This window comes from Citrobacter sp. RHBSTW-00944 (genome assembly GCF_013615435.1).
Taxonomy (GTDB): Bacteria; Pseudomonadota; Gammaproteobacteria; order Enterobacterales; family Enterobacteriaceae; genus Citrobacter; species Citrobacter braakii.
The window spans coordinates 287817-314572 of record NZ_CP055418.1 but is presented as its reverse complement, the minus strand read 5'-3'; the positions used below and the strand labels follow the sequence as shown (position 1 = coordinate 314572).

25 protein-coding genes are annotated in these 26756 nt (G+C 53.2%); 8 read left to right on the top strand and 17 right to left on the bottom strand.

From position 1 onward, the window contains the following. Positions 1 to 13: 13 nt before the first annotated feature. Complete coding sequence (gene dnaB / locus HV334_RS01490; RefSeq protein WP_003826610.1) at positions 14 to 1429, bottom strand: replicative DNA helicase; 1416 nt, start codon at positions 1427 to 1429, stop codon at positions 14 to 16. Between the two features lie 64 nt (positions 1430 to 1493). Between dnaB and HV334_RS01485 the strand changes: the two genes are divergently transcribed. Further along, positions 1494 to 2477: a quinone oxidoreductase gene (locus HV334_RS01485; protein ID WP_141876101.1), complete on the top strand. Its 984-nt coding sequence runs from the start codon at positions 1494 to 1496 to the stop codon at positions 2475 to 2477. A gap of 232 nt (positions 2478 to 2709) precedes the next feature. Here HV334_RS01485 and pspG read toward each other — a convergent pair whose 3' ends face one another. The 3 genes from pspG to HV334_RS01470 all read right to left on the bottom strand — a co-directional run bounded on the left by pspG (position 2710) and on the right by HV334_RS01470 (position 4680). Further along, positions 2710 to 2952 carry an envelope stress response protein PspG gene (gene pspG, locus HV334_RS01480; RefSeq protein ID WP_016155352.1) on the bottom strand — a complete coding sequence of 81 codons (243 nt, stop codon included), beginning with the start codon at positions 2950 to 2952 and terminating at the stop codon, positions 2710 to 2712. A 133-nt stretch (positions 2953 to 3085) separates the two neighbouring features. Then, positions 3086 to 4084, bottom strand: a complete 999-nt coding sequence (gene dusA, locus HV334_RS01475) for a tRNA dihydrouridine(20/20a) synthase DusA (protein ID WP_047499544.1) — start codon at positions 4082 to 4084, stop codon at positions 3086 to 3088. A 107-nt stretch (positions 4085 to 4191) separates the two neighbouring features. Then, positions 4192 to 4680 carry a cupin domain-containing protein gene (locus tag HV334_RS01470; protein WP_016155350.1) on the bottom strand — a complete coding sequence of 163 codons (489 nt, stop codon included), beginning with the start codon at positions 4678 to 4680 and terminating at the stop codon, positions 4192 to 4194. A 115-nt stretch (positions 4681 to 4795) separates the two neighbouring features. Between HV334_RS01470 and zur the strand changes: the two genes are divergently transcribed. After that, on the top strand, positions 4796 to 5314 hold the full coding sequence (gene zur, locus HV334_RS01465) for a zinc uptake transcriptional repressor Zur (RefSeq protein WP_003031709.1): 519 nt from the start codon (positions 4796 to 4798) through the stop codon (positions 5312 to 5314). Between the two features lie 48 nt (positions 5315 to 5362). Here zur and HV334_RS01460 read toward each other — a convergent pair whose 3' ends face one another. The 4 genes from HV334_RS01460 to HV334_RS01445 all read right to left on the bottom strand — a co-directional run bounded on the left by HV334_RS01460 (position 5363) and on the right by HV334_RS01445 (position 8248). Continuing rightward, on the bottom strand, positions 5363 to 5572 hold the full coding sequence (locus HV334_RS01460; protein WP_019077869.1) for a CsbD family protein: 210 nt from the start codon (positions 5570 to 5572) through the stop codon (positions 5363 to 5365). Positions 5573 to 5707: 135 nt separating this feature from the next. After that, the gene (dinF, locus tag HV334_RS01455) at positions 5708 to 7027 is read right to left on the bottom strand and encodes an MATE family efflux transporter DinF (RefSeq protein WP_181221086.1); all 1320 of its coding nucleotides are present in this window, start codon (positions 7025 to 7027) and stop codon (positions 5708 to 5710) included. A 134-nt stretch (positions 7028 to 7161) separates the two neighbouring features. Next, positions 7162 to 7770: a transcriptional repressor LexA gene (lexA, locus tag HV334_RS01450; protein ID WP_003826596.1), complete on the bottom strand. Its 609-nt coding sequence runs from the start codon at positions 7768 to 7770 to the stop codon at positions 7162 to 7164. 109 nt (positions 7771 to 7879) lie between these two features. Then, positions 7880 to 8248: a diacylglycerol kinase gene (locus HV334_RS01445; protein WP_003826594.1), complete on the bottom strand. Its 369-nt coding sequence runs from the start codon at positions 8246 to 8248 to the stop codon at positions 7880 to 7882. A gap of 171 nt (positions 8249 to 8419) precedes the next feature. Here HV334_RS01445 and plsB point away from each other — a divergent pair, with 171 nt between their 5' ends. Then, on the top strand, positions 8420 to 10840 hold the full coding sequence (plsB, locus tag HV334_RS01440; RefSeq protein ID WP_047499542.1) for a glycerol-3-phosphate 1-O-acyltransferase PlsB: 2421 nt from the start codon (positions 8420 to 8422) through the stop codon (positions 10838 to 10840). Positions 10841 to 10900: 60 nt separating this feature from the next. On the opposite strand, the gene ubiA is transcribed toward plsB, so the two are convergent. The 5 genes from ubiA to malK all read right to left on the bottom strand — a co-directional run bounded on the left by ubiA (position 10901) and on the right by malK (position 16170). Further along, on the bottom strand, positions 10901 to 11773 hold the full coding sequence (gene ubiA, locus HV334_RS01435; protein ID WP_003826589.1) for a 4-hydroxybenzoate octaprenyltransferase: 873 nt from the start codon (positions 11771 to 11773) through the stop codon (positions 10901 to 10903). 13 nt (positions 11774 to 11786) lie between these two features. Then, positions 11787 to 12284 carry a chorismate lyase gene (ubiC, locus tag HV334_RS01430; RefSeq protein WP_181221085.1) on the bottom strand — a complete coding sequence of 166 codons (498 nt, stop codon included), beginning with the start codon at positions 12282 to 12284 and terminating at the stop codon, positions 11787 to 11789. A 180-nt stretch (positions 12285 to 12464) separates the two neighbouring features. After that, positions 12465 to 13412, bottom strand: a complete 948-nt coding sequence (gene malM, locus HV334_RS01425; protein WP_016155345.1) for a maltose operon protein MalM — start codon at positions 13410 to 13412, stop codon at positions 12465 to 12467. A 113-nt stretch (positions 13413 to 13525) separates the two neighbouring features. Beyond that, the gene (locus HV334_RS01420; RefSeq protein ID WP_016155344.1) at positions 13526 to 14884 is read right to left on the bottom strand and encodes a maltoporin; all 1359 of its coding nucleotides are present in this window, start codon (positions 14882 to 14884) and stop codon (positions 13526 to 13528) included. A gap of 176 nt (positions 14885 to 15060) precedes the next feature. Then, the gene (gene malK / locus HV334_RS01415; RefSeq protein ID WP_016155343.1) at positions 15061 to 16170 is read right to left on the bottom strand and encodes a maltose/maltodextrin ABC transporter ATP-binding protein MalK; all 1110 of its coding nucleotides are present in this window, start codon (positions 16168 to 16170) and stop codon (positions 15061 to 15063) included. Positions 16171 to 16529: 359 nt separating this feature from the next. Here malK and malE point away from each other — a divergent pair, with 359 nt between their 5' ends. The 4 genes from malE to xylE all read left to right on the top strand — a co-directional run bounded on the left by malE (position 16530) and on the right by xylE (position 22157). Next, complete coding sequence (gene malE / locus HV334_RS01410) at positions 16530 to 17720, top strand: maltose/maltodextrin ABC transporter substrate-binding protein MalE (RefSeq protein ID WP_016155342.1); 1191 nt, start codon at positions 16530 to 16532, stop codon at positions 17718 to 17720. A gap of 187 nt (positions 17721 to 17907) precedes the next feature. After that, positions 17908 to 19452 (top strand): maltose ABC transporter permease MalF, encoded by a 1545-nt coding sequence (gene malF / locus HV334_RS01405; protein ID WP_016155440.1) that lies wholly within the window; start codon positions 17908 to 17910, stop codon positions 19450 to 19452. A gap of 14 nt (positions 19453 to 19466) precedes the next feature. After that, a complete protein-coding gene (gene malG / locus HV334_RS01400; RefSeq protein WP_016155340.1) occupies positions 19467 to 20357 on the top strand; it encodes a maltose ABC transporter permease MalG in 891 nt (296 codons plus the stop codon). Positions 20358 to 20681: 324 nt separating this feature from the next. Further along, a complete protein-coding gene (xylE, locus tag HV334_RS01395; RefSeq protein ID WP_047499539.1) occupies positions 20682 to 22157 on the top strand; it encodes a D-xylose transporter XylE in 1476 nt (491 codons plus the stop codon). A 45-nt stretch (positions 22158 to 22202) separates the two neighbouring features. Here xylE and psiE read toward each other — a convergent pair whose 3' ends face one another. Then, positions 22203 to 22613 (bottom strand): phosphate-starvation-inducible protein PsiE, encoded by a 411-nt coding sequence (gene psiE / locus HV334_RS01390; RefSeq protein ID WP_003031674.1) that lies wholly within the window; start codon positions 22611 to 22613, stop codon positions 22203 to 22205. 135 nt (positions 22614 to 22748) lie between these two features. On the opposite strand from psiE, the gene HV334_RS01385 reads away from it, so the two are divergent. Beyond that, on the top strand, positions 22749 to 23204 hold the full coding sequence (locus HV334_RS01385) for an acyltransferase (protein ID WP_161784581.1): 456 nt from the start codon (positions 22749 to 22751) through the stop codon (positions 23202 to 23204). Between the two features lie 34 nt (positions 23205 to 23238). Here HV334_RS01385 and HV334_RS01380 read toward each other — a convergent pair whose 3' ends face one another. Genes HV334_RS01380 through HV334_RS01370 form a run of 3 tightly spaced genes read right to left on the bottom strand, consistent with a single transcriptional unit; the run spans position 23239 to position 26707 of the window. Beyond that, positions 23239 to 25335, bottom strand: a complete 2097-nt coding sequence (locus HV334_RS01380) for a YjbH domain-containing protein (protein ID WP_181221083.1) — start codon at positions 25333 to 25335, stop codon at positions 23239 to 23241. Further along, positions 25335 to 26072, bottom strand: a complete 738-nt coding sequence (locus tag HV334_RS01375) for a capsule biosynthesis GfcC family protein (RefSeq protein ID WP_181221082.1) — start codon at positions 26070 to 26072, stop codon at positions 25335 to 25337. The genes HV334_RS01380 and HV334_RS01375 overlap by 1 nt, the downstream gene beginning before the upstream one ends. Then, positions 26069 to 26707, bottom strand: coding sequence for a YjbF family lipoprotein (locus tag HV334_RS01370; RefSeq protein WP_181221081.1), 639 nt, complete (start codon positions 26705 to 26707; stop codon positions 26069 to 26071). Before HV334_RS01370 ends, HV334_RS01375 begins: the two co-directional genes overlap by 4 nt. Positions 26708 to 26756: the final 49 nt, after the last annotated feature.

The window sequence follows — 26756 nt, the reverse complement described above, 5'->3', positions numbered from 1 at the left end:
TGATTCAGTGTTGTTATTCGTCGTCGTACTGCGGGCCAGCATAGTTATCGAAGCGCGACCACTGACCGTTAAACGTCAGGCGCACCGTACCGATCGGGCCGTTACGCTGTTTACCGATAATGATCTCGGCGATGCCTTTCAAGTCGCTGTTTTCGTGATAAACCTCATCACGATAGATAAACATGATTAAGTCGGCATCCTGCTCGATGGAGCCGGACTCACGCAGATCCGAGTTGACCGGACGCTTATCGGCGCGTTGTTCCAGAGAGCGGTTAAGCTGCGACAGCGCCACCACCGGCACATGCAGTTCTTTCGCTAACGCTTTCAGCGAGCGGGAAATTTCAGCAATTTCCAGCGTACGGTTGTCGGAGAGCGACGGCACGCGCATCAGTTGCAGGTAGTCGATCATGATAAGTCCGATACCACCGTGTTCGCGGGCGATACGACGGGCACGTGATCGCACTTCCGTTGGCGTCAGGCCGGAGGAGTCATCAATATAGATGTTTCGTTTCTCCAGCAAAATACCCATTGTTCCGGAAATTCGCGCCCAGTCTTCATCATCCAGTTGACCGGTACGGATTTTGGTTTGGTCTACACGTGAGAGTGAGGCCAGGGAACGCATCATGATCTGTTCTGAGGGCATTTCAAGACTAAAGATAAGAACCGGCTTATCTTGCAGCATCGCCGCATTTTCGACGAGGTTCATTGCAAATGTCGTTTTACCCATCGACGGACGCGCGGCGACGATAATTAAGTCTGACGGCTGCAAACCAGCAGTCTTTTTATTGAGGTCGTCATAACCGGTGTTGACCCCGGTGACACCATCGTGTGGTTGCTGGAACAACTGTTCGATACGCGCGACGGTAGCGTCGAGCACATCGGTAATATTTTTCGGACCTTCGTCTTTATTGGCGCGACTTTCAGCAATTTTAAAGACGCGGGATTCCGCGAGGTCCAGCAGATCTTCACTGGAACGGCCTTGCGGATCAAACCCGGCTTCCGCGATCTCGTTCGCCACCGAAATCATGTCACGAACAACGGCACGTTCGCGGACAATATCCGCATAGGCACTAATGTTCGCTGCACTTGGCGTATTTTTAGATAACTCAGCCAGGTAAGCAAAACCGCCGACGCTGTCCAGTTGCCCCTGAACTTCCAGCGATTCTGCAAGCGTGATCAGATCGATGGGTTTTCCCATCTCCTGCAGGCGATGCATTTCGGTGAAGATGTGCCGGTGCGGTCGGGTATAAAAATCTTCCGCCACCACACGCTCGGCCACATCGTCCCAGCGTTCGTTATCCAGCATTAAACCGCCCAACACCGACTGTTCCGCTTCAATCGAGTGCGGCGGTACTTTCAGCCCGGCGACCTGGGGATCGCGCTCACGAGCATCAGTCTGTTGTTTGTTGAAGGGTTTATTTCCTGCCATAGTGAATGGAGTTACCGAGATAATGATTGGGTCGAAAGATTACCACATTTCTTTTGGAGGAAGCATGGCAACACGTATTGAATTTCACAAGCATGGTGGCCCTGATGTACTCAAGGCAGTGGAGTTTACGCCCGTAGACCCGGCGGAAAATGAAATCCAGGTCGAGAACAAAGCGATTGGGATCAACTATATCGACACCTATATCCGCAGTGGTCTTTATCCGCCGCCTTCTCTGCCCAGCGGTCTGGGTACCGAAGCCGCAGGCGTGGTCAGTAAAGTCGGTAGCAAAGTGACGCACATTAAAGCCGGCGATCGCGTGGTTTACGCTCAGTCTCCCCTGGGCGCCTACAGCTCAGTGCATAACGTCCCGGCGGATAAAACCGCTATTTTGCCCAACGCTATCTCGTTTGAACAAGCTGCCGCCTCATTTCTTAAAGGGCTCACCGTTTTTTATCTGTTGCGTAAGACCTATGAAATTCAGCCCGATGAACCATTTTTGTTCCATGCGGCAGCAGGCGGCGTCGGTATGATTGCCTGCCAGTGGGCAAAAGCATTGGGTGCGAAGCTGATTGGCACCGTCGGTAATGCGCAAAAAGCGCAAATTGCGCTGCAGGCCGGCGCATGGCAGGTCATTAACTATCGTGAAGAGAGCATTGTAGAACGTGTAAAAGAGATCACTGGCGGTAAAAAAGTGCGGGTGGTGTATGACTCGGTGGGGAAAGATACCTGGGAAGCCTCACTGGATTGCCTGCAGCGCCGGGGGCTCATGGTCAGCTTTGGTAATGCTTCCGGACCGGTGACTGGCGTTAACTTAGGCATTCTGAATCAGAAAGGTTCGCTGTACGTGACTCGCCCTTCACTCCAGGGTTACATCACCAACCACCATGAATTAACCGAAGCCAGCAATGAGCTTTTCTCGCTGATTGCCAGCGGAGTGATCAAAGTGGATGTCGCACCGGGCCAGACGTTCGCACTGCACGACGCGCAGCATGCTCATGAAGTGCTGGAAAGCCGGGCCACACAGGGGTCGAGTTTGCTGATCCCGTAACGCCCTCATTTCCGTTAAATAATTCAAGCCGCCAACAAACCTGCGGTTTGAATTATGAAGGGGGAAGAAAGAATTAGGGCTTCCCGTAGGAAGCCCTTTCTTTTTTTAGTTCGGCTGTATGTAGGGTACAGCTCGATGAATTCGTTAACCTGGCAATAGTGACAGATTTGATAATCAATTCCTATTTGCTTCTAAAGGCAATGTTGCAGGTTGTGACACACCGCTCAATACCTTAGTAAAATCGGCGGTTATTGCGCTGATACTGTGGGACTTTTGGCGCTTTTATCGCCTTGATAACCCACACCACGGCAACGGCCAATAACAGCCAGGGCAACAGTTTAATCATCAACGCAAATAGTCCGCCCAAAAACATCACCACAGTGGCTACCACCAATGCGGCCAGCACTCCCAGCAAAGATACGCCGGTGACCATCAGCATGATAAAAAATCCAATCACAAAAAGTAGTTCCAGCATGGCTCTCTCCCGAAATGAAATACTCTCCACAGCTTTACAAGAAACATGCCAAAATTAATATATTGATTTATAAAGCAAACGCCCCGCGACGAAGCGCAGGGCGTGGTGAAATTCACTAACTTTTGGTGAAAACTTAACGTTTGTCTGCCACCAGCTTCAGCGCATGTTCCAGAACCTCAATATCTGCCCCGGCTTTATGCGCATTTTCGCTCAGATAGCGACGCCACTGCCGTGCCCCAGGAATCCCCTGAAACAGTCCCAGCATATGGCGCGTGACATGCCCCAAATAGGTTCCTTTACTCAGTTCACGCTCAATATACGGATACATCGCACGCACTACGGCGACCGGATCGGCATCTTCGCTGGTGACAGCAAAAATCTCGCGGTCAACGGACGCCAGAATGCCTGGGTTTTGATAAGCTTCGCGCCCCACCATCACGCCATCCATATGTTGCAGATGGATTTTCGCTTCTTCCAACGATTTTATGCCACCGTTGATCGACATCGTCAGATGCGGAAAATCGCGCTTTAGCTGATAAACACGGTCATAATCCAGCGGTGGGATTTCGCGGTTTTCTTTCGGGCTTAGCCCGGACAGCCAGGCCTTGCGGGCGTGGATGATAAACATCTCACATTCACCGTTACCGGTGACCGTGTTGATGAAATCGCACAGGAATTCGTAGCTGTCCTGGTCATCAATACCAATACGGGTTTTCACCGTTACCGGAATCGATACCACATCGCGCATCGCTTTGACGCAATCAGCGACCAGTTGCGCATTCCCCATCAGACAGGCACCAAACATTCCATTCTGTACACGATCGGAAGGGCAACCCACGTTGAGGTTAATTTCGTCATAGCCCCGTTGTTCAGCAAGCTTTGCGCACTGCGCCAGCGCAGCCGGATCGCTCCCGCCCAGTTGCAAAGCGACCGGATGTTCTTCTTCGCTATACGCCAGATAATCGCCTTTACCATGAATGATCGCGCCGGTGGTTACCATCTCCGTGTAGAGCAGCGTCTGGCTGGACAGTAAGCGCAAAAAGTAGCGGCAATGTCTGTCCGTCCAGTCAAGCATCGGCGCGATAGAAAAACGATGAGCGGGAAAAGCGGTAGACTGAGATTCAGGCAGCATGGCGAATATTCAAGCATCCGGTTAAAAAAGGGGCGCTACTATAGCATAGACCGTTACGATAGTGAGCCACATCCTCGCGGTTCCCCCTCCCTGCTCCCCGACAAGCGCTATTTACGCCCCGGTTTTCCGTCGTGAGATCCAAAAAACTGCGGCGGATGGTCGACCCAACGGTCCTCACGCGTGGCGGCATAAACCGGATTAAGCGGATAATAAATACGATTGTATTTTTTGTTCGCCTCACCCACGACCAGCAGACGAACCTCTTCACTGGTGTTATTGATAAAGGTGTGACACACGCCGGTGCCCGCCGGGAAACCGACGCTGTCGCCCGGCTCCAGCTTCCATAAATAACCGTTAATCCAGGCTTCAGGATATCCCTCCAGCACATAGATAAACTCTTCCTCATCACTTTCAGCGTGCGGATACGAGGTGCGTCGGCCCGGCGGCAGGCGCTCATGATGAATGCCGAGTCGCCCTAACCCCAGCTTGCGGGCAAGCGGCGCACCTATGGAAAACAGCTCATCGCTGTCGGGATAGGTGGAGTCATCAGCCCCCTCAACTTCACGCCAGTGACGAATACAATCGGGTCTTTTCATGATTATTTTCCAGTATTGCGATGGGTCAGGTATAGCACACCGCGGTGGATCTCGGTGTTTTAAACAGAACATGTTAAAGTAAGGGATTAACCTTGCACGCAAATCGAGGCGCCAAATGGACAAAACCACCACGCAGGAGTTATTGGCTCAAGCTGAAAAACTCTGTGCGCAACGCAACGTACGGCTTACGCCACAACGCCTCGAAGTGCTGCGCCTGATGAGCCTGCAGGAAGGCGCAATCAGCGCTTACGACCTACTTGACCTGTTGCGGGAAACCGAGCCGCAGGCCAAGCCGCCGACCGTGTATCGTGCGCTCGATTTTCTGCTGGAACAAGGGTTTGTGCACAAGGTGGAATCCACCAACAGCTATGTGCTTTGCCATCTGTTCGATCAGCCAACTCACAGTTCCGCAATGTTCATTTGCGACCGCTGTGGTGTGGTAAAAGAAGAGTGCGCGGAAGGCGTGGAAGACATCATGCATACGCTGGCAGCAAAAATGGGTTTTGCCCTGCGACATAACGTTATTGAAGCCCATGGACTGTGCCCGGCCTGTGTGGAGGTTGAGTCATGTCGTCACCCTGGCGAATGCCAGCATGACCATACGATTCAGGTGAAGAAGAAAGTTGGGCGTTAAGCGGGTGGGAGAGCGTACATCCTTGTACTCTCAGGAGGGAAGGGTTAATTACCAGCGGTAATCATTACGTTTTTCCCAATCGGTCACTTCTTTCTCCGCCTGATCTTTCGCGTAACCGTAACGCTCCTGGACTTTACCGACCAGTTGGTCACGTTTACCTTCAATGACCGTCATATCATCATCGGTCAGTTTGCCCCATTGCTCTTTCACTTTACCTTTAAACTGCTTCCAGTTACCGCCGACTTCGTCTTTATTCATCATCAAGTCCTCATCGTTAGGTTGTGAATAGCGAGAGTGCCATGTCCAGACACATGCTGTTTTTGCTGGACGTGAGAATAAGTGTAGTCAGGGATTCTGGGTTTTATTTATTATTCGGAATTTTTAACCATCCGCTCAGGCAAACCAGGTTCCATTACGCCAGTGACGCCGCCAGATAAAGGCCAGGGAAAGCCCACGCAGCGCGAGAAAAACGGTTAACGCCAGCCACAAACCATGATTTCCCAGCAACGGTAAAGCCAGTAGCGTTAATGCGAACCCTGCTGCGGCAACGGCCATACTGTTGCGCATTTCTGCAGCCCGTGTCGCGCCAATAAACATACCGTCGAGCAGATAACACCACACCCCCACCAGCGGCAAAACCACCTGCCAGAAAAGATAGCGATCGGCCAACTGTTGGATTTGCGGCAGCGAGGTCAGCAGCGCAACAATCTGCTCGCCAAACAGGGCATAAACCAGCGAAAACAGAATAGCCACAATACCGGACTGTCGACAGGCCGCCCGCCAGACATCAAGCAACTGGCTGCCATCCCTCGCCCCATAGGCCTGACCCGAATGCGCTTCCACAGCATAGGCAAATCCATCCAGCGCGTAGGCGGTAAACGTCAGCAGAGTCATCAGAACGGCGTTAACCGCGATGATATCGCCTCCCAAACGCGCGCCCAGAACTGTAATGGCCCCAAAGCAGAGCTGTAGCAGCAGAGAACGCAGCATGATGTCGCGGTTGAGCGCCAGCAAACGACGGAAGTTGCCACGCCACGCCAGCTTCAACATTGCCAGCGAAATTCCACGCATATGCAGGACTTTGCGTACCATCATCAGGCCAATCAGCAGCGTGGCATATTCGGCAATCACCGTCGCCAACGCCGCCCCCTGCACGTTCATATGCAGGCCCATTACCAGCCATAAATCGAGCACAATGTTGAGAATATTGCCGACAATCAACAGGATAACTGGCGCGCGCGCATACTGAACGCCAAGTAACCAACCGAGCAGCACCAGATTCGCCAGCGACGCGGGTGCGCTTAACCAGCGGATTTCCAGGAAACGTCGGGCCTGCTCCAGTACCGCCTCACTTCCGCCGACAATGTGCAGAGCCAGATCGATAATCGGCGTACGAAACAGTGCGATAAGCAACCCCGCGCCCAGCGCCAGCAATAGCGGCTGCACCAACGCGCGCGCCAGCGCCTGCGGATTTTTCGCGCCAAATGCCTGCGCGGTAAGGCCGGTGGTACTCATGCGCAAAAAAAGCAGCAGCATAAAGAGAAAGCTGGTCGCCGTGGCGCCAACAGCAACGCCGCCAAGATAGACCGGACTATCCAGATGACCAATCACCGCGGTATCCACCAGTCCCAACAGGGGAACGGTGATATTGGAGAAGATCATCGGTAAGGCGAGGTACCAGAGTGCTTTATCAGAAGAGGTAAAGAAAGGCATACAGGAGAGCCTGAGAAGAAGTTAGATGTACTGAAAAAAGATGCAGTGTAGGCCCGGTAAGCGTAGCGCCACCAAGCAAGTTGCCGGATAGCGACGTAAACGTCTTATCCGGCCGACAGGTAATCAACAGAAAATTACAGCCATTCACCGTTACGAATGACGCCTACCGCCAACCCTTCAATAGTGAAGTTTTGCTCGCGCAGGTCGACAACAATAGGTTTAAATTCGCTGTTTTCTGGCAGGAGTTCAACCTTGTTGCCCTGCTTTTTCAGACGCTTGACGGTGACTTCGTCGTCGATACGGGCAACAACGACCTGACCGTTACGCACATCCTGAGTTTTATGCACAGCCAGTAAATCACCGTCCATAATACCGATGTCTTTCATCGACATACCGCTAACGCGCAGCAGAAAATCGGCGTTCGGTTTGAACAGTGAAGGATCGACCTGATAGTGGCCTTCGATGTGCTGCTGCGCCAGCAGTGGCTCGCCTGCCGCTACGCGTCCGACAAGCGGTAACCCTTCTTCTTCTTCCTGCAGCAGTCGAATACCGCGCGATGCGCCGGATACAATTTCAAGGACGCCTTTACGCGCAAGCGCTTTCAGGTGTTCTTCAGCGGCGTTTGGGGAACGGAACCCCAAACGCTGCGCGATCTCCGCACGCGTCGGTGGCATACCTGTCTGGCTGATGTGATCCCTAATGAGATCAAACACCTCTTGCTGCCTGGCCGTTAACGCTTTCATTCCGCCCCCTGGGTGTATATACAGTTATGCTGTGAGTATATACAGCTAAAGGTGATTTTGGAACCGCAAACTGCACAAAAAACAGGAGATTTATGCAGTTGTGGAATCTTTATCGCAAATGCGACCACAACAGGATGCCCCAGGTGATCAGAGCGACAAAAATAGACAGCAATACCGCTGCCGAGCCCATATCTTTCGCCCGACCGGAAAGTTCGTGATACTCAGAGCCAATACGGTCAACCACCGCCTCAATCGCACTGTTGAGGATTTCAACGATCATCACCAGCATCACGGAACCAATCAACAGCACGCGGGTAATGGCGTCGACGTCCAGCCAGCAGGCGATGGCTACGCCCAACAGTACGGCAACGCTTTCCTGGCGGAATGCCGCCTCATTGATCCATGCGGCGCGAAAACCTTTCCAGGAATAGCCTGCAGCTTTGATAATTCGGGTGAATCCAGTGGTATTATTGGCCATCAAAAAGAACCTTTTTACATTATTAGCGTCAATGTCATTGTAACGTTACCCCGTTTGTTTCAGGGTGTGGCAAAGCAGCGCGAAGTATGACCGGATACACCAGAAATTCACTAAACTTTCTGATATCCTTGCAGCGCATTTGCATTATTAACCAGAGGCTTTACATCGTTTATGTCCGGCTGGCCACGAATTTACTACAAATTACTGAATTTACCATTAAGCGTCCTGGTAAAAAGCAAGTCTATTCCGGCAGAACCTGCCCCGGAATTGGGGCTCGATACTTCGCGTCCCATTATGTACGTCCTACCGTACAACTCAAAAGCAGACTTGCTGACGCTGCGTGCCCAATGTCTGGTGCACGATCTCCCGGATCCCCTGGAACCGCTGGAGATAGACGGAACTCTGCTGCCGCGCTACGTGTTTATTCACGGCGGCCCGCGCGTGTTCACCTATTACACGCCGAAAGAAGAGTCCATTAAGCTGTTCCATAACTATCTCGACTTGCATCGCAGCAATCCAGACCTGGATGTGCAAATGGTGCCGGTTTCGGTGATGTTTGGCCGCGCGCCTGGGCGTGAAAAAGGCGAGGTCAATCCGCCGCTGCGCATGCTGAACGGCGTACAGAAATTCTTTGCTGTGTCCTGGCTGGGTCGCGACAGTTTTGTCCGCTTCTCCCCATCGGTCTCCCTGCGTCGCATGGCGGACGAACACGGTACGGATAAAATCATCGCTCAGAAGCTGGCTCGTGTGGCGCGCATGCACTTTGCTCGTCAGCGTCTGGCCGCAGTCGGCCCGCGCCTCCCTGCCCGCCAGGACCTGTTCAATAAACTGCTGGCCTCAAAAGCTATCGCTCGCGCGGTAGAAGATGAAGCGCGCAGTAAAAAAATCTCCCACGAAAAAGCGCAGCAAAATGCCATTGCGCTGATGGAAGAGATTGCCGCCAACTTCTCCTACGAGATGATTCGTCTGACAGACCGTATTCTGGGCTTTACCTGGAACCGTCTGTATCAGGGGATTAACGTTCACAATGCGGAGCGTGTACGTCAGTTGGCGCACGATGGGCACGAAATCGTCTATGTTCCGTGCCACCGCAGCCATATGGACTATATGCTGCTGTCGTACGTTCTGTACCACCAGGGGCTGGTTCCGCCGCACATCGCTGCCGGTATCAACCTGAACTTCTGGCCAGCAGGTCCGATTTTCCGTCGTCTGGGCGCGTTCTTTATTCGTCGTACCTTCAAGGGCAACAAGCTCTATTCCACCGTTTTCCGCGAATACCTGGGCGAGTTGTTCAGCCGCGGCTACTCGGTTGAATACTTTGTCGAAGGAGGCCGTTCACGTACCGGGCGTCTGCTCGACCCGAAAACCGGCACGCTGTCGATGACCATTCAGGCGATGCTGCGCGGCGGTACGCGTCCGATTACCCTCGTCCCCATCTACATCGGCTACGAGCACGTAATGGAAGTGGGCACGTACGCGAAAGAGCTGCGTGGCGCGACGAAAGAGAAAGAGAGTTTGCCGCAAATGCTGCGTGGCTTGAGCAAGCTGCGTAATCTGGGTCAGGGTTATGTCAACTTTGGCGAACCGATGCCATTGATGACTTACCTCAACCAGCATGTACCGGAGTGGCGTGAATCGATCGATCCTATCGAGTCCATCCGTCCGGCCTGGCTGACGCCGACGGTAAATAGCATTGCCGCCGATCTGATGGTACGCATTAACAATGCAGGCGCGGCCAATGCCATGAACCTGTGCTGTACCGCGCTGTTGGCCTCCCGCCAGCGCTCTCTGACCCGTGAGCAACTGACTGAACAGCTCGACTGCTATCTGAGTCTGCTGCGCAACGTGCCGTATGCGGCAGATTGTACGGTTCCTGCGCAGAGCGCCAGTGAATTGATCGACCACGCCTTACAGATGAATAAGTTTGAGGTCGAGAAAGACACCATCGGTGACATCATCATTCTGCCGCGCGAGCAGGCGGTATTGATGACCTATTACCGCAACAACATTGCGCATATGCTGGTTCTGCCTTCGTTGATGGCAGCCATTGTGACTCAGCATCGTCGTATTTCACGCGCCGCGCTACAGCAGCATATTGATGCGCTGTACCCAATGCTGAAAGCAGAGCTGTTCTTACGTTGGGAGCGTGATGAACTCACCGGAGTGATTGACGAACTGGCCAGCGAAATGCAGCGCCAGGGACTGATCGCCCTGAACGATGACGAACTGCATATCAATCCGGCCCGCTCTCGTACGCTACAGCTGTTGGCGGCGGGTGCTCGCGAGACGTTGCAACGCTACGCCATTACCTTCTGGCTGCTGAGCGCGAACCCGTCTATCAACCGTGGCACGCTGGAGAAAGAGAGCCGTACCGTGGCGCAACGCCTCTCCGTACTGCACGGCATTAACGCGCCGGAATTCTTCGATAAAGCCGTGTTCAGCTCTCTGGTGCTGACGCTGCGTGACGAGGGATTCATCAGCGATACCGGAGATGCCGAACCGGAAGAGACGATGAAGATCTATCAGATGTTGGCCGAACTGGTCACGTCAGATGTGCGTCTGACCATCGAGAGCGCCACACAGGGCGAGTAAGCATAAAAAAACCGGTCGAAATGAAATGACCGGTTTTTTATTTTGCAGGCTAAGCCAAACTCAAAAATGCCAGTAGCTCATCGCCAGCCCTAAGAACAGCACCAAACCGACGTAGTTATTGTTCATAAACGCTTTAAAACAGGCATCACGCTCGCGATTGACGATCAGTTTCTGCTGATATACAAACAGCGCGCCGGCCACCAGCAGAGACCAATAATAACCCAGTCCCAGCCCGTTTAGCCAACCCACCAGCGCCATCAGCACCAGTACGCCCACCTGCAGGATACCAATGATCAGCTTGTCGTTTTGACCGAACAGAATCGCGGTCGATTTAATGCCGATCTTCAGGTCATCATCGCGGTCAACCATCGCATATTGGGTGTCGTAGGCCACAGCCCAGAGAATATTGGCGAGGAACATCAGCCAGCAGCTCAGCGGTACGGACTCGCTCACGGCGGCGAACGCCATCGGGATCGACCAGCCAAACGCCGCCCCCAGCACCACCTGCGGCAGGTGCGTATAGCGCTTCATGAACGGGTAAACCCACGCCAGCGCTAACGCCGCAACGGACAACAAAATGGTCATCGTGTTGAGCGTCAAAACCAGCAGGAAGGCCAGCAGTACCAATACGACGAACAGCGTTCGGGCCTCTTTTTCAGTGACTGCCCCGCTTGGCAGCGGTCGATTTGCGGTGCGTTTAACGTGTCCGTCAAATTTCCTGTCGGCATAATCATTCACCACGCAGCCGGCGGCGCGCATTAACCAAACGCCAGCGACAAAAACCGCCAGGATCCACAATTGCGGCATGCCTGGGGTTGCCACCCACAATGCCCACAGCGTAGGCCAGAGCAGCAGTAAGGCACCGATTGGCTTATCCGTACGCATCAAGCGGTGAAATGCCAGCAGCTTATTCTGCGTCAGACTCCACTCCATCTTTATCTTCCTCTCAGTACAACGGCGATGCAGGTAGAAAAAGCTCGGTAAGCATCAGCGGCTTACCGCTCAGCCGCAGGCGGGAACGGCGCCCCCACAGCGCTGCATCGCGGCCAATCTCAATAAAATCTCGGGTCAATGTCGATGATGTAAACAGGTAACGTCCGAGCGGGGTTTTCCCCAGATTTTGTAAGGCCAGCTCAGGGCCGCACAAGGTTGATTCAGGCACCACGGTCCGCCCGGCAAGCCAGGGTTCACCATCCGCGCATAACAGGATCTCACGTAACCAATAACGGGACTCTTTAGGCAGCAGCGGCAGCTCTTCAGGCACCTCATTTTGCCCAACGAATGCTTCGCGAATCAACGTTACGGTGACCTGTTTTCCCTGCTGCTCAAAACGTTTAGTCATGGAATCTTCCAGTAACAACCAGTCGAGCAGTTGGGCGTCCAGCGCCGGGATCGCATCAAAATAACGCAGCGCACGCAGTTGCGTTAACGCAGGGTGTGCCATGCCTTACTCTCCGATTTATAACTTGAAGGCATTGTATCGCAGAAAATGCATTACGGGGTGAGCAAACACAATTAAGTGATCGCCAGAGCAACATAAGTGTAACAATTAGCACCGAAGGATAAAAAAAGGTGCGCCAGGAGACGCACCAGTTGTTGCAAAATCAACAATGCGGGGCGATGTTTACCCCTTGCCTTTTACACTGCTGATAAAGGTGGATCGGGCAGATTTGGATCCCAGACGCTCAGCTTCATCAAGCAGCTTCAGCGCTTTATCGACATCGCCTTTCGCAACGGCATCCTTAATGCCCTGGTTAAAATAACTTTCCGTGTCGTTCAGCATCGGCTCACTTTTCTTCACCGGTTGTGGCGCTGGAGCAGCAACGGCTGCTGCCGGAGCCGCATAGGTCACCGCAGGCGCGGCGGTATTGCCCACCGTGACAGGACCAGGGCCGGATGAGCCAAACAGCGGCCCGACCAGAACACTGGAGGAGGAGCTGGTTTTGACTTTCAGTTTCAGTAAACCGTCGGTGGTATGACGGGCGATCGGGTCTGGAATATCCGGAATAGCGTTACCTACGCCCTTGGCATAGGCTTTTGCCGGGTCAAGCAGGGTTGTGGTCTGCTGGAGATCTTTATCAGTGGTAAAGACCAAAACATAGAGTTTTTGCTGACCCAGCGCTGGCGTCAGACGCATTACCCCTTCCAGACGATCGGCACTCATCACGCCGGGCTCCTGGTAGGTAAAATAGCTGCTGGGGAAGAACGCAGATGGCGTCATGTTTTGGTCAAGAATTAATACGTTTGGCGCAAATACGCTGGTTTGTTTATTCACTTCACTGGACAGCGTCAGGGTGAGTTCGCCAATATTCGCCGGGACGCTATACGCAGCGACCGGGCCAGTAATACCGGCGACATCCAGACGCTGACCCGCTGTCGCAAGCGGCGAAGACTGGGTTTTGGATTGATCAACAGGCGTCCAGGTTAACTGCTGCAGCGCCGCAGTGGGAATAGATGGGGCCGCGGTGGTGTTCTGCGGAACAATATTCACATCGGCCAGGCTGATGCCAGGTGCGCTGGCAAATAACCCTGCAGATAAACAAAGGGCAACGAGACTTTTCTTCATTTTCATTGTTATCACCTCAGATAGCATGGGTTCAGCGGTGGCCAGGCAATAGCGCGCTAAACCGTAATCAAGAGGGGCTTGCGCCCCTCTTTCCGTCTTTACGTCAGGTTAGTGCTGAATTACCACCAGATTTCCATCTGGGCACCGAAGGACCACTCATCGTTGTCGCCACGGCTGGTTGTGCTGAGGCCAGAGTTCGTTGCCGCTGCGAATTTGGTTACGTCGTTACCATTTTTGATGTAACCCCACTCTTCATCCCATTTTGCATAGGTTGCGAAGACGCGGATTGCCGGACGAGACCAGATGCTGTCACCCGCCTGCCATTGTTGGGCCAGGGTGATTTTGTACTGGCTGTTGCGATCGCTGGTCTGCTGAGATTTGACGTTGTCGTAACCGACTTCCAGCAGGGTGCTCATGATTGGCGTCCATTTATACATCGGGCGAATACCGACGGTGTACCATTCGGTCCCCAGGTCGTTATCCATGTCGAGGTTCTGGTACATACCGACGTACATCAGGTCCCACTTGTCGCCCAGGGAGATTGCACCGTGGTCCAGCACGCGGAACAGGCTACCGTTGTTATTCACAACGTTGTTGGCATAGTTGGTTTTAACGCCAGTAACGGGATCTTCAATGGTCGTAGTGGAAGAACCATAAGAACCCTGGTTCAGGCCTTTGCCCTGGGTGGTCATGGAATCTGTGGCGTACTGAACGACAAACTTGTTGTAGCCCTTCAGCATGCTCTGGGTATGTTCAGCGGTGAACATCCAACCATCTTTAGATGCGCCGTCCGCCAGCCTGTAATCATCGGTGGTATTCGCGCGACCATAGTCAACGCCCAGTTCCAACATCCCATCCGGGTTAGTTGCCAACTGCGCTAAACGAACGTCAAATACATCGTTCGCGGTGTCTTTGGTACGATCATAGATATTCTGGCTGCTGAAAGCGTATGAACCACCCGCTTCCTGTGAACGGCTCGCTGCCAAAGACAGTTTACCGAAGCCCAGATCGATGTTTTCAATACCGGCGCCAGGACCTGAAATATCCCAGTAGTAGAAGTCGATCATGTGTACGTCATGACGCTGGTAGAAGCGCTTACCGGCCCAGATAGTGGAGCCTGGCAGCCATTCGATCAGGTTTTTACCCTGCACGTTAGCTTCACGGAATGCCGGGTCTGTGCCTTCCCAGTCATTCTGCTGTGCGACGGAGTAAGCAACGTTGGTGTCGAAGTAGAAGCTCTTATCGCCTTCTTTCCACACTTCCTGACCTAATTTGATTTCCGCATAGGTTTCACATTCGTTACCGAGACGGTATTTACTTTGTGCACCGGTTGCCTGGAAACACTGTTGTTCACCGCCACTCCCTGTCCAGCCAATACCGGAACGAGCGTAACCGTGGAAATCTACAGCCATTGCCTGAACAGACATAATGCCTGCTGCTACAGCAACCGCCAGAGGGAGTTTGCGCAGAGTAATCATCGTTCTATCTCCTGAGATCATTGCTTTTCTTTAAACGCGTCCCCCTTCGGGCTGCCTCTTTGTTGGCTGCGTTCTTTCACCCCAGTCGCGTACTCTTTGTACACTCCCGGGGATTCATTTACTTGCCGCCTCGATGTAGCTTCGAATGGCTTTGCGTTTCGTTTTTTATGGGGACCTTAAACGCCCGGCTCTTGATGCAACCGACGACATGCAGTGCCATCCTCACGGAACAGATGGCAACGCTCTGGCGGCAGGCCGATGGCGAATGTGGCACCCTCTTCTACCAACACCACGTCGTTCTGGCGGTAAACCAGGTTTTGACGGATGGCGGGGATCTGGATATGAATTTGAGTTTCGTGACCAAGCTGCTCGACCACCTGCACTTCACCTTCGAGGGTGACATCGGCGATATCGCTGGGCAGCAGATGTTCCGGGCGGATACCTAAAGACATGTTGGCACCAACCTGTACCGCATGGCTGTCCACTGGTAGCCATATTTGCTGGCGGTTAGGCAGTTCAACCTGCACCTGATCGATGGCCGTCCCGGTGACTTTCACCGGCAGGAAGTTCATCTTCGGCGAACCAATAAAGCCCGCCACAAAGCGGTCAGCCGGATAGTGGTATAGCTCCAGCGGTTTGCCGACCTGCGCCACGCGACCAGCATCCAGCACCACAATTTTGTCGGCCAGCGTCATCGCTTCGACCTGATCGTGGGTGACGTAAATCATCGTGCGGCCAAGACGTTTATGCAGGCGGGAGATTTCAATACGCATTTGCACACGCAGAGCGGCGTCGAGGTTCGACAGCGGTTCATCCAGCAGGAATACGCGCGGCTCGGCGACCAGCGTTCGGCCAATCGCCACACGCTGACGTTGTCCGCCGGAAAGCGCTTTCGGTTTACGCTCCAGCAGGTGCGCCAGTTGCAGAACTTCCGCGACCTGATTCACGCGCTGATTCATCACCTCTTTTTTTGCGCCAGCCAGTTTGAGGCCAAACGACATGTTTTCTGCGACGGATAAATGGGGATACAACGCGTAGGACTGAAAGACCATGCCCACGCCGCGTTCGGCGGGGGGAATGTCGTTCATCCGGGTCTCCCCGATAAACAGGTCGCCACTGGTGATGGTTTCAAGTCCGGCGATCATACGCAGCAAGGTCGACTTACCGCAGCCTGACGGTCCGACAAACACCACGAATTCCCCTTCGTGAATGTCGAGATTGATATCTTTCGATACCACCACGTCACCCCAGGCTTTCGTTACATTTCGCAGCTGTACGCTCGCCATGCCCTTCTCCCTTCGTTACAACCTGTCATCGACAGCAACATTCATGATGGGCTGACTATGCGTGATCCCTTGACTGCGTGAATCCTCCACCCCCGGCTTTTTTATGGGGGAGGAGGCGGGAGGATGAGAGAACAGCGTCTGAGACCCGGGCCGTACGCCGCGGAGGAATTTCGTGATGCAGCCTGCAAAAATCAGTGGGTTTTTATGTGCGCCAGTACGCAATACTCACATTTATGTAACACAGATCACATAAAGAGCGGGTGGGGCGTAGGGGTAAGGAGGATGGAAAGAGGTTGTCGTATAAAGAAACTAGTAACCGTTAAGCCACCTCTGCAAAATCACCAAACAGGATGGGAACTATGAAAATCAAAACTGGCGCACGCATCCTCGCATTGTCTGCATTAACGACGATGATGTTTTCCGCCTCGGCTCTCGCCAAGATTGAAGAAGGTAAGCTGGTTATCTGGATTAACGGCGACAAAGGCTATAACGGCCTCGCTGAAGTGGGCAAAAAATTCGAGAAAGACACCGGTATCAAAGTCACCATTGAGCACCCGGACAAACTGGAAGAGAAGTTCCCACAGGTTGCCGCGACTGGCGATGGCCCTGACATCATCTTCTGGGCACATGACCGTTTTGGCGGCTACGCTCAGTCTGGCCTGCTGGCTGAAATCACCCCAGATAAAGCGTTCCAGGACAAACTCTATCCATTCACCTGGGATGCCGTACGCTATAACGGCAAACTGATTGCCTACCCAATTGCGGTTGAAGCGCTGTCGTTGATTTATAACAAAGACCTCGTTCCGAACCCGCCAAAAACCTGGGAAGAAATTCCTGCGCTGGATAAAGAGCTGAAGGCGAAAGGGAAGTCCGCGCTGATGTTCAACCTGCAAGAACCGTACTTCACCTGGCCGCTGATTGCCGCCGACGGCGGTTACGCGTTCAAGTTTGAAAACGGCAAGTACGACGTGAAAGACGTGGGCGTGGACAACGCGGGCGCAAAAGCGGGTCTGACCTTCCTGGTTGATCTGATCAAGAACAAACACATGAACGCGGATACCGATTACTCCATCGCCGAAGCGGCCTTTAACAAAGGTGACACCGCGATGACCATCAACGGTCCGTGGGCGTGGTCCAACATCGATAAGAGCAAGGTGAATTACGGCGTTGCCCTGCTGCCAACCTTCAAGGGTAAACCGTCCAAACCGTTCGTGGGCGTTCTGAGCGCAGGTATCAACGCTGCCAGCCCGAACAAAGAACTGGCAAAAGAGTTCCTCGAAAACTACCTGCTGACCGATCAGGGTCTGGATGAAGTGAATAAGGACAAACCGCTGGGCGCGGTTGCGCTGAAATCCTTCCAGGATCAGTTAGCGAAAGACCCGCGTATCGCGGCCACCATGGATAACGCCCAGAAAGGCGAGATCATGCCGAACATCCCGCAGATGTCCGCATTCTGGTATGCCGTTCGTACCGCAGTGATCAACGCTGCCAGCGGCCGTCAGACCGTCGATGCCGCGCTGAAAGATGCACAAGGTCGTATCACCAAGTAATACGGTTTCCCTTATTTCTTAGGGAATCAGGTTTATTGAATACGTTGTTACGCGAAATCATTCGCGCTACATCGAGGCGGCAAGGAGGCAAATCCCCAGGAGCTTACATAAGTAAGTGACTGGGGTGAGCTTCCGCAGCCAACAAAGAGGTAGTGCGAAGGATAAAGCGTTAAGAGGATTGATCCCCATGGATGTCATTAAAAAGAAACACTGGTGGCAAAGCGACCGGCTGAAATGGTCAGTGATGGGTCTGCTTGGGCTGCTGGTCGGTTACCTTGTTGTTTTGATGTATGCTCAGGGGGAGTACCTGTTTGCCATCATGACGCTGATTTTAAGCTCTGCTGGCCTGTATATTTTTGCTAACCGTAAAGCCTACGCCTGGCGCTATGTTTACCCAGGCGTTGCAGGGATGGGGCTGTTTGTCCTGTTTCCGCTAATTTGTACTATCGCAATTGCCTTTACCAACTACAGCAGCACCAACCAACTGACCTTTGAACGTGCTCAGGAAGTCCTGATGGACCGTTCTTATCAGGCGGGGAAAACCTACAACTTCGGCCTGTATCCGGCGGGTACGGAGTGGCAACTGGCCCTCACCGACGGTGAAACTGGCAAGAATTATCTCTCCGACGCCTTTAAATTTGGCGGCGAACAGAAACTGCAGTTGAAAGAAGCCGAGGCGCTGCCAGCGGGCGAACGTGCGACGCTGCGTATCATCACGCAAAATCGCCAGGCGTTAACCCAACTCACCGCCATCCTGCCGGATGAAAGCAAAGTGATTATGAGTTCACTGCGCCAGTTTTCCGGCACGCAGCCACTCTATACGCTCGCTGATGACGGCACGCTCACCAACAGCCAAAGCGGCGTAAAATACCGCGCCAACAACGATATTGGTTATTATCAGGCAATTAACGCTGACGGTAGCTGGGGTAACGAAAAACTCAGCCCAGGCTATACCGTTGCCATCGGTTGGGACAACTTCGCCCGCGTATTTACTGACGAAGGCATTCAGAAACCGTTCTTCGCCATCTTTGTCTGGACGGTGGTCTTCTCTGTTCTGACCGTGATCCTCACCGTGGCCGTGGGGATGGTACTGGCCTGTCTCGTACAGTGGGAGTCTCTCAAAGGCAAAGCGATTTACCGTGTCCTGCTGATTCTGCCGTATGCCGTACCGTCGTTTATTTCGATTCTGATTTTCAAAGGGCTGTTCAACCAGAGCTTCGGTGAAATCAACATGATGCTGAGCGCGCTGTTTGGCATCAAACCGGCCTGGTTCAGCGACCCAACCACCGCGCGTTCGATGATTATTATCGTCAACACCTGGCTTGGTTACCCGTACATGATGATCCTGTGCATGGGTCTGCTTAAAGCGATCCCTGACGACCTGTATGAAGCGTCGGCGATGGATGGTGCAGGTCCGTTCCAGAACTTCTTTAAGATTACGTTGCCGCTGCTGATTAAGCCGCTGACGCCGCTGATGATCGCCAGCTTCGCCTTTAACTTTAACAACTTCGTGCTGATTCAACTGTTGACCAACGGTGGTCCAGACCGTCTTGGTACCACCACGCCAGCAGGCTATACCGACCTGCTCGTGAGCTACACCTACCGTATCGCCTTCGAAGGCGGCGGTGGTCAGGACTTCGGTCTGGCGGCGGCGATTGCCACGCTGATCTTCCTGCTGGTCGGTGCGCTGGCCATAGTGAACCTGAAAGCCACGCGTATGAAGTTTGATTAAGGGAGACAACGAACATGGCTATGGTACAACCCAAATCTCAGAAACTGCGTCTCTTAACAACGCACTTGCTGCTGCTGATTTTCATTGCAGCGATCATGTTCCCGCTGCTGATGGTTATCGCTATCTCGCTGCGTGAAGGTAACTTTGCCACCGGCAGCCTGATCCCGGAAAACATCTCCTGGGAACACTGGAAACTGGCGCTGGGCTTTAGCGTTGAACACGCGGATGGCCGCGTGACGCCGCCGCCGTTCCCGGTGCTGTTATGGCTGTGGAACTCGGTGAAAGTAGCCACCATTACCGCGATCGGTATCGTGACGCTTTCCACCACCTGCGCTTACGCCTTTGCCCGTATGCGTTTCCCGGGCAAAGCAACCCTACTGAAAGGGATGCTGATATTCCAGATGTTCCCGGCGGTGCTGTCTCTGGTCGCGTTGTATGCTTTGTTTGACCGCCTGGGCCAGTACATTCCGTTTATTGGTCTGAACACTCACGGTGGCGTGATCTTCGCCTATCTCGGCGGTATTGCGCTGCATGTGTGGACGATTAAGGGCTATTTCGAAACCATCGACGGTTCGCTGGAAGAAGCGGCCGCGCTGGATGGCGCAACGCCGTGGCAGGCATTCCGCCTGGTGTTGCTACCGCTTTCCGTTCCGATTCTGGCGGTCGTGTTTATTCTGTCTTTCATTGCCGCGATTACCGAAGTACCGGTCGCATCACTGCTGCTGCGTGATGTGAACAGCTATACCCTTGCGGTAGGTATGCAGCAGTACCTCAATCCACAGAACTATTTGTGGGGCGACTTTGCCGCCGCAGCTGTACTTTCAGCCATTCCGATCACTCTGGTGTTCCTGCTGGCACAGCGCTGGCTGGTCAACGGACTGACGGCGGGTGGTGTGAAAGGTTAAGTTTTACCGAAGTAACTGCCCGGCAACGGGCAATGCCACTGCAACCCTCAACTTATGTTATCCCAACCTGTGACTGTTATTCGGCGCTCTACGGAGCGCCCTTTTTTTATGTTATTTTGCATTACGCTTACGATTATTTCCTTTCGTGCCCCCCATCACTGCAAATCAATTTTTCGCCTGAAACTCGACAAATTAAACAGAATTAAGATCACAGAAAAGACAAAACATAATTGCAATGTAAAAAATGATAATTGTCTTCCCTGCCTGTTAAATTCACCATCACCGCACTGATCAAAAGAGCTGTACCCTTTAAGGCAGGTCTGAATGAACACTCAATATAATTCCAGTTATATTTTTTCGATTACATTAGTCGCAACATTAGGAGGGCTATTATTCGGCTATGACACGGCTGTCATTTCCGGAACGGTAGAATCCTTAAATACCGTATTTGTCGCCCCACAACACTTAAGTGAATCCGCTGCCAACTCGCTGTTAGGTTTTTGCGTCGCCAGTGCGTTGATTGGTTGCATCATCGGCGGCGCGCTGGGCGGCTATTGCAGTAACCGGTTTGGTCGTCGGGACTCGCTGAAAATCGCCGCCCTGCTGTTCTTTATTTCCGGCATTGGATCCGCCTGGCCGGAATTAGGCTTTACGACGATTAATCCAGATAACGCGGTACCTGTTTATTTAGCCGGATACGTTCCCGAATTTGTTATTTATCGCATCATTGGTGGTATTGGGGTAGGTTTAGCCTCAATGCTCTCACCAATGTATATTGCTGAACTGGCACCCGCACATATTCGTGGGAAACTGGTGTCATTTAACCAGTTCGCCATTATTTTTGGTCAACTATTGGTGTATTGCGTTAACTATTTTATCGCTCGTTCAGGTGACGCTAACTGGCTGAATACTGATGGCTGGCGATATATGTTTGCGTCCGAAAGTATTCCCGCTCTGCTATTTTTACTGCTGCTGTATACCGTACCAGAAAGCCCACGCTGGCTGATGGCGCGTGGTAGACATGAACAAGCGGAAGGTATTCTGCGCAAAATTATGGGCAGCACCCTCGCCGCCCAGGCCATACAGGAGATCAATCAGTCTCTGGAACATGGTCGTAAAACCGGCGGTCGACTGCTGATGTTTGGCGCAGGCGTTATCGTCATCGGCGTGATGCTGTCTATCTTCCAGCAATTCGTCGGTATTAACGTCGTGCTCTACTATGCCCCGGAAGTGTTTAAAACGCTGGGAGCCAGCACTGACGTGGCGCTGTTGCAGACCATTATTGTTGGCGTGATCAACCTAAGCTTTACCGTATTGGCGATCATGACGGTGGATAAATTTGGTCGCAAACCGCTGCAGATTATTGGCGCCTTAGGCATGGCCATCGGTATGTTCAGCCTCGGAACCGCCTTTTATACCCAGGCTTCCGGGCTGGTTGCGTTACTGTCGATGCTGTTTTATGTCGCCGCATTCGCCATGTCCTGGGGACCGGTTTGTTGGGTGCTGCTGGCCGAAATCTTCCCCAATGCAATTCGTGGCAAAGCGCTCGCCATTGCGGTTGCCGCGCAATGGCTGGCGAACTACTTCGTTTCCTGGACTTTCCCGATGATGGACAAAAATTCGTGGCTGATTTCCCATTTCCACAACGGTTTCTCCTACTGGATTTACGGTTGTATGGGCATTCTGGCCGCGCTGTTTATGTGGAAGTTTGTGCCGGAAACCAAAGGCAAAACGCTGGAAGAACTTGAAGAGCTGTGGGAGCCCGCAGCGGAGAAAACCCAGCCGGCCTCTGCGCAGTAATTCTTACCCAAAACACGCCGCAGCCTAATTGCGGCGTGTTGTCTTTTACTCTCGCTTCAGCCGTTTGGAATTACACAGCCACAGGGTGATCACCAGCAGCAGGATCGCCGCAGAATAGATCAGCACATCCATCGGCGCTTTATGATCGACAATGATCAGCCGCACAATCGCAGTGATCCCGATATAGACAAAGTAGCGCAGCGGAAAGTGAAAACCTGACTGAAAGTACTTCACAATCAGCGCGATAAATTCAAAGTAGAGAAAGTAAACCACCAGCCCTTCCACCAGTTCATATTTGCTGGTTTGTTCCGGCGCGAACAGCACATCCGCCAGATGCAACGTTTCTTTCCCGAGGAATACGACCAGGATCAGGCCCAGACTCAGCAACCCCAGATTCAACACGGTCTGTAAAATAGTGGAGATAAACTCCACGCGCGGACGAGATAGCGACGTCATAACAGCACCTCTTACTCAGTGGCAATGTTCCTGTATAACGCAAAAATGTGACAGAGATCTACATTTTTTGTTTATATTTTGTGCAAGAAAGGTCAGCAGGGAATGATGTATATCACGACACATTTCACAGGATGAATTATGCAGCTCAGACAATCCGCTGTTCGCAACGTTACCTGCGGTGAGAACGTGGTAATTTATGAACCCGCAAATCTCTACGACTGCACATTGGGTGACAACGTTTTTGTCGGACCATTTGTTGAAATCCAGGGTAATACGCAGATTGGCGCAGACAGCAAAATTCAGTCGCACACCTTCATCTGCGAATATGTCACCCTCGGCGCCCGCTGTTTTATCGGTCACGGCGTGATGTTCGCCAACGATATGTTTCGCGAAGGAAAACCCAATGCCGACCGCAACAGTTGGGGACGTATTACGATTGGCGACGATGTCTCGATCGGTAGCGGAGCGACCATTCTGGCGGTCACTATCTGTGATGGCGTGGTCGTCGGCGCGGGAAGCGTGGTGACCAAATCGATCACCGAGAAAGGCGTGTATGCGGGAAATCCGGCAAAATTATTACGTCGTTTATAGAGCCGGATAAGCGCAGGTCCCATCCGGCCATCTATCAGCGGAAGTTTTCACTCCTGTCGCTGGTCATGTCGTACAGACCAAACTTACGTCCAAGCTGCTGGCCGCCATCGCGTGTTAACGGCATCCAGCCAATCGCCGCACGACTGCGGGTTGGGCCTGACGAGAACAGATCCAGCGGCACAGAAACGTACACCCCTTTGGTAAAATCACCCTCTCCGTACTCATCCGGCGAGGCGTCGGTGATGGTCGCATAACCACCCACCACTACGCCGCTGTCAAAGCGTTTCGCCACTTCCAGCGTTCCGCCCTTATCCCCCGCCAGATACTGCCCCACGCTGGCTTTCACCAGTACATCCTGGGCGAACGAAGGATTCCAGTAAGCCGTCAAATGCCCGGTCTTCACGCTGTAGTCGGTGAACTTCATCATGTCCTGCGCGCTACGCCAGTCACGCTGTTTCACGTAGTTGGCATCAACACCAAACGCCCAGTTGCTGTCCAGCGGGCGATACAGCACTTCTGCCCCCGCTCCGCCGTACATAGTTTCCAGATAGCCCCCGTAAACCTGTCCGTAGAACCCGTTTCCGAGTGACTGGAAGTAGTTGGCCTGCAGGTTATTCACGTAGACATCGTTTTGCACATACTCACGCACATGGGTACGCACGCGTGGTAAATGCGAATCCTGCGGCGGGTTGGTGTAGTTAAACTTGTCATAGTTATTGGCGAGGTTGGCGAACAAACTCCCGGTGGTCAGCAGATGATCGGTAACCCACAAATCCGCCGTTCCCATCACGCCCAACTGATACATATAGAAGTTTTCCGGGCCGCCCACCGACTGATTTAGCACTGGATCGATGTGGAAATTGAAGCGTGACTTATCAATATACCAGCCCTGCTCGGTCGTTTTCGGTACCTCGGGTTCGACGCGTTTTTGTGCCAGCTGAGTTTCATGGCCCAACGGCTCGCCTTCCAGATGGCGCTTGAGGCTGGAAACCTCCGTTTCGGTCGTCACCTGCGGCAAGTTAAGGCGGTTTTCCGTAATGCGGATCGTGCGGATCCCATCGGGAAGATCGTTCATCACGATCCGGTTAGCACGCTCGATCCCTTCGCGCGAATCACGGTATTTCACCTGTTCACCCGTCACATACAGCGTATCGCCCTGCACCTGAATTTTAGGATCCGCCAGCCCGGCATTATATTTCAGCAGCGTTAACTGATTCGCCACCACCGAATGTTGCAGGATGGCATCCTGCGGCTGTGGTTGATATTTCGGGCGGGTATTGTCGTTATAGTTTGGTCGCAGATCGTTAAAGTTAGTCCGCAGCGTGACCCCAAACATCAAGGTGTTCCCGCGCTCATAGCTGAGGTTAACGTCGGCCCAATCGGTGACGCGATAAATAGCGCCGACGTTAAACTTGCTCTTCTGATCCAACTTGCCGGCAAAATCCTGCTGGTAATTATTACCTTCATACTCCAGTTTCAGGCGCAGCGGCTGCCAGGGAGTCTGATACTCTACGCCGCCAAACAGCGACGCCGGACCGTGGAACATCTGGCTACCGTCAATAGAACCGGCCTGCTTGTAGCTGTTATCGCGATGGCAGAATTTATCACTGTATGAGCAAAACGGGTTGCTAACGTTGCCGCTGGTCCCGAGATATCCCCAGCCAAGGCCGAGAGAGAAATCAAACGGGCCCCAGGCTTTGTTCGCCACCACATACTCCGCATCAAACAGTCCGGTACCACCGATATCCCGCGCGCCAACCGCCACCTGCGGCATCCAGTAGCTCTCTTCCCACAGGCGAAGTTTGAGATCAAAAGCCTTATCTTTATAAGTCTGATCGCCAGAAAACGACTCCACGCCGCTGTATTTTTTGGTACGCACATCGGTATAGCGCAGGGTGGTTTCCAGCCAGGGGAAGAGTTGTACCGACGCAGAGTAGTAACGGTATTGATCGTTATCGCGGTAGTTAAGGCTCATTTCGCCTTCACGCGCCATGCGTGCGGTTGGGGTTTGCAGCAGTCCCACGCCGCCAAAATCCGACTGGGAAGGTCCAATGGGCGCGGGCCAGGTTTCACCGTGGCAGGCAACGCTTACGCCCATCGCCAGTAAGCTGAGCAGATAAGTTTTTCTCATTATTCGGGTATCCGCTGGGTCAGGGTGCGAAGAATGTCGGCATTGATTTCATCCGGGGTGCTGCGCCAGACAGCATCAGAGAGTCCGACAAAAATGATGCTGCCGGGCATCGGCTCAACGTGACGTTTGTTCCAGTATGCGACCGGGACTTTTTGCGTGCGTCCGTCGGGATAGATGACCCAGGCATAGCTACGATCTGCGCCGCTGAGCCGACGTTGCCCATCGAGATAGCTGGCGATATCGCGCCCGGGCATAAACGGTTGTTTACCCGGATGACTTAGCAGGCCAAACAGCGTTATATCCGTTGGCTGCGGTCCGACCCACAGCGTGTAATTGCCCTGCAACGGCGGGTTGCCTCGCTCACTGACGCGCACAACATCCGGGTCGAGATTAATCTTCTGTCTGCCGGTCACCTTCAGCGCCTGAATTTGCTGGCGCAATGCGTTGATAGCCGCGGCATCGTCACCACTTGCTTCAGCGCTGAGCATCGCCAGACGAGCCAGTAATGCCTGCTGCTGACGCTCTGCTTCCGTCGTTGCCCGCTCTTCGCTGATAACCGCTCCTGGCCACCAGCTATTACTCAACCGCGGCTGCCCAACCAGGTCGAGCAGATGTTCGGCCCCGGTCAACGTTTTTGGCTCTTCGCTGGCGGAGGTAAAGACCTTAACGCTACCCGCAGCAAAAACTGACGCTGCGCTCAGGCTCAATAGCAGCGCCACAACGGCTCGTTTCATCATGATTTTGCCGCCTTAATCAGCGTGGTTTTCACCGGGAAGTAACGTGCGCCAAGATACTGTTCCGATTGGCGAATCTGCCCTTCGCTGTCGATCCAGTAGCGGTTATGCCAGTGCGTTTGATCGGTGGTGACTTCTTCGTCAAGGATTCGTACTGGCGTATCTTCGCTACCAACCTTAATGGTGTCAGTGCCATCCCATTCGAAAACCGAGCGGGCGGTGGCATAGCGCAACTGCTGATGTTCGGTCCAGCCCATCGTGCGGGTCCACGTTGCCCCATCGACTATCTGGTTTGGTTTGATGAGCGGATCTGCCGCCAGATTATTCACCTCGATCAGGTTGTCCCCGCCGAGATGCGTTTTCACCATGCGCCCAGACTGCGTGACGAGAATGGCCCGATCCTGAGTCACCCATTTCTGCTGTCCGTTTTCCGCGAACGCGAGTACCACAAACAGTTGTGGGCCGCCGTTGAGCTGCATGTACTGGCTGGCGTAGGGCATGTTTTTGATTTCATCGTCCGTCATCTGTACGCCGGGAGTACCAAACACGCTATCCCATAGCGAATGACCCAGCCCTTCGGTGGTGGCTGAGCACGCCTGTAATAACAGGCAAACCATTATCAGCGCTGGTCGCTTCACGACATTTCTCCGCAGCGGCAAAATAACCACACCGAAGTGTGGTTAGAAT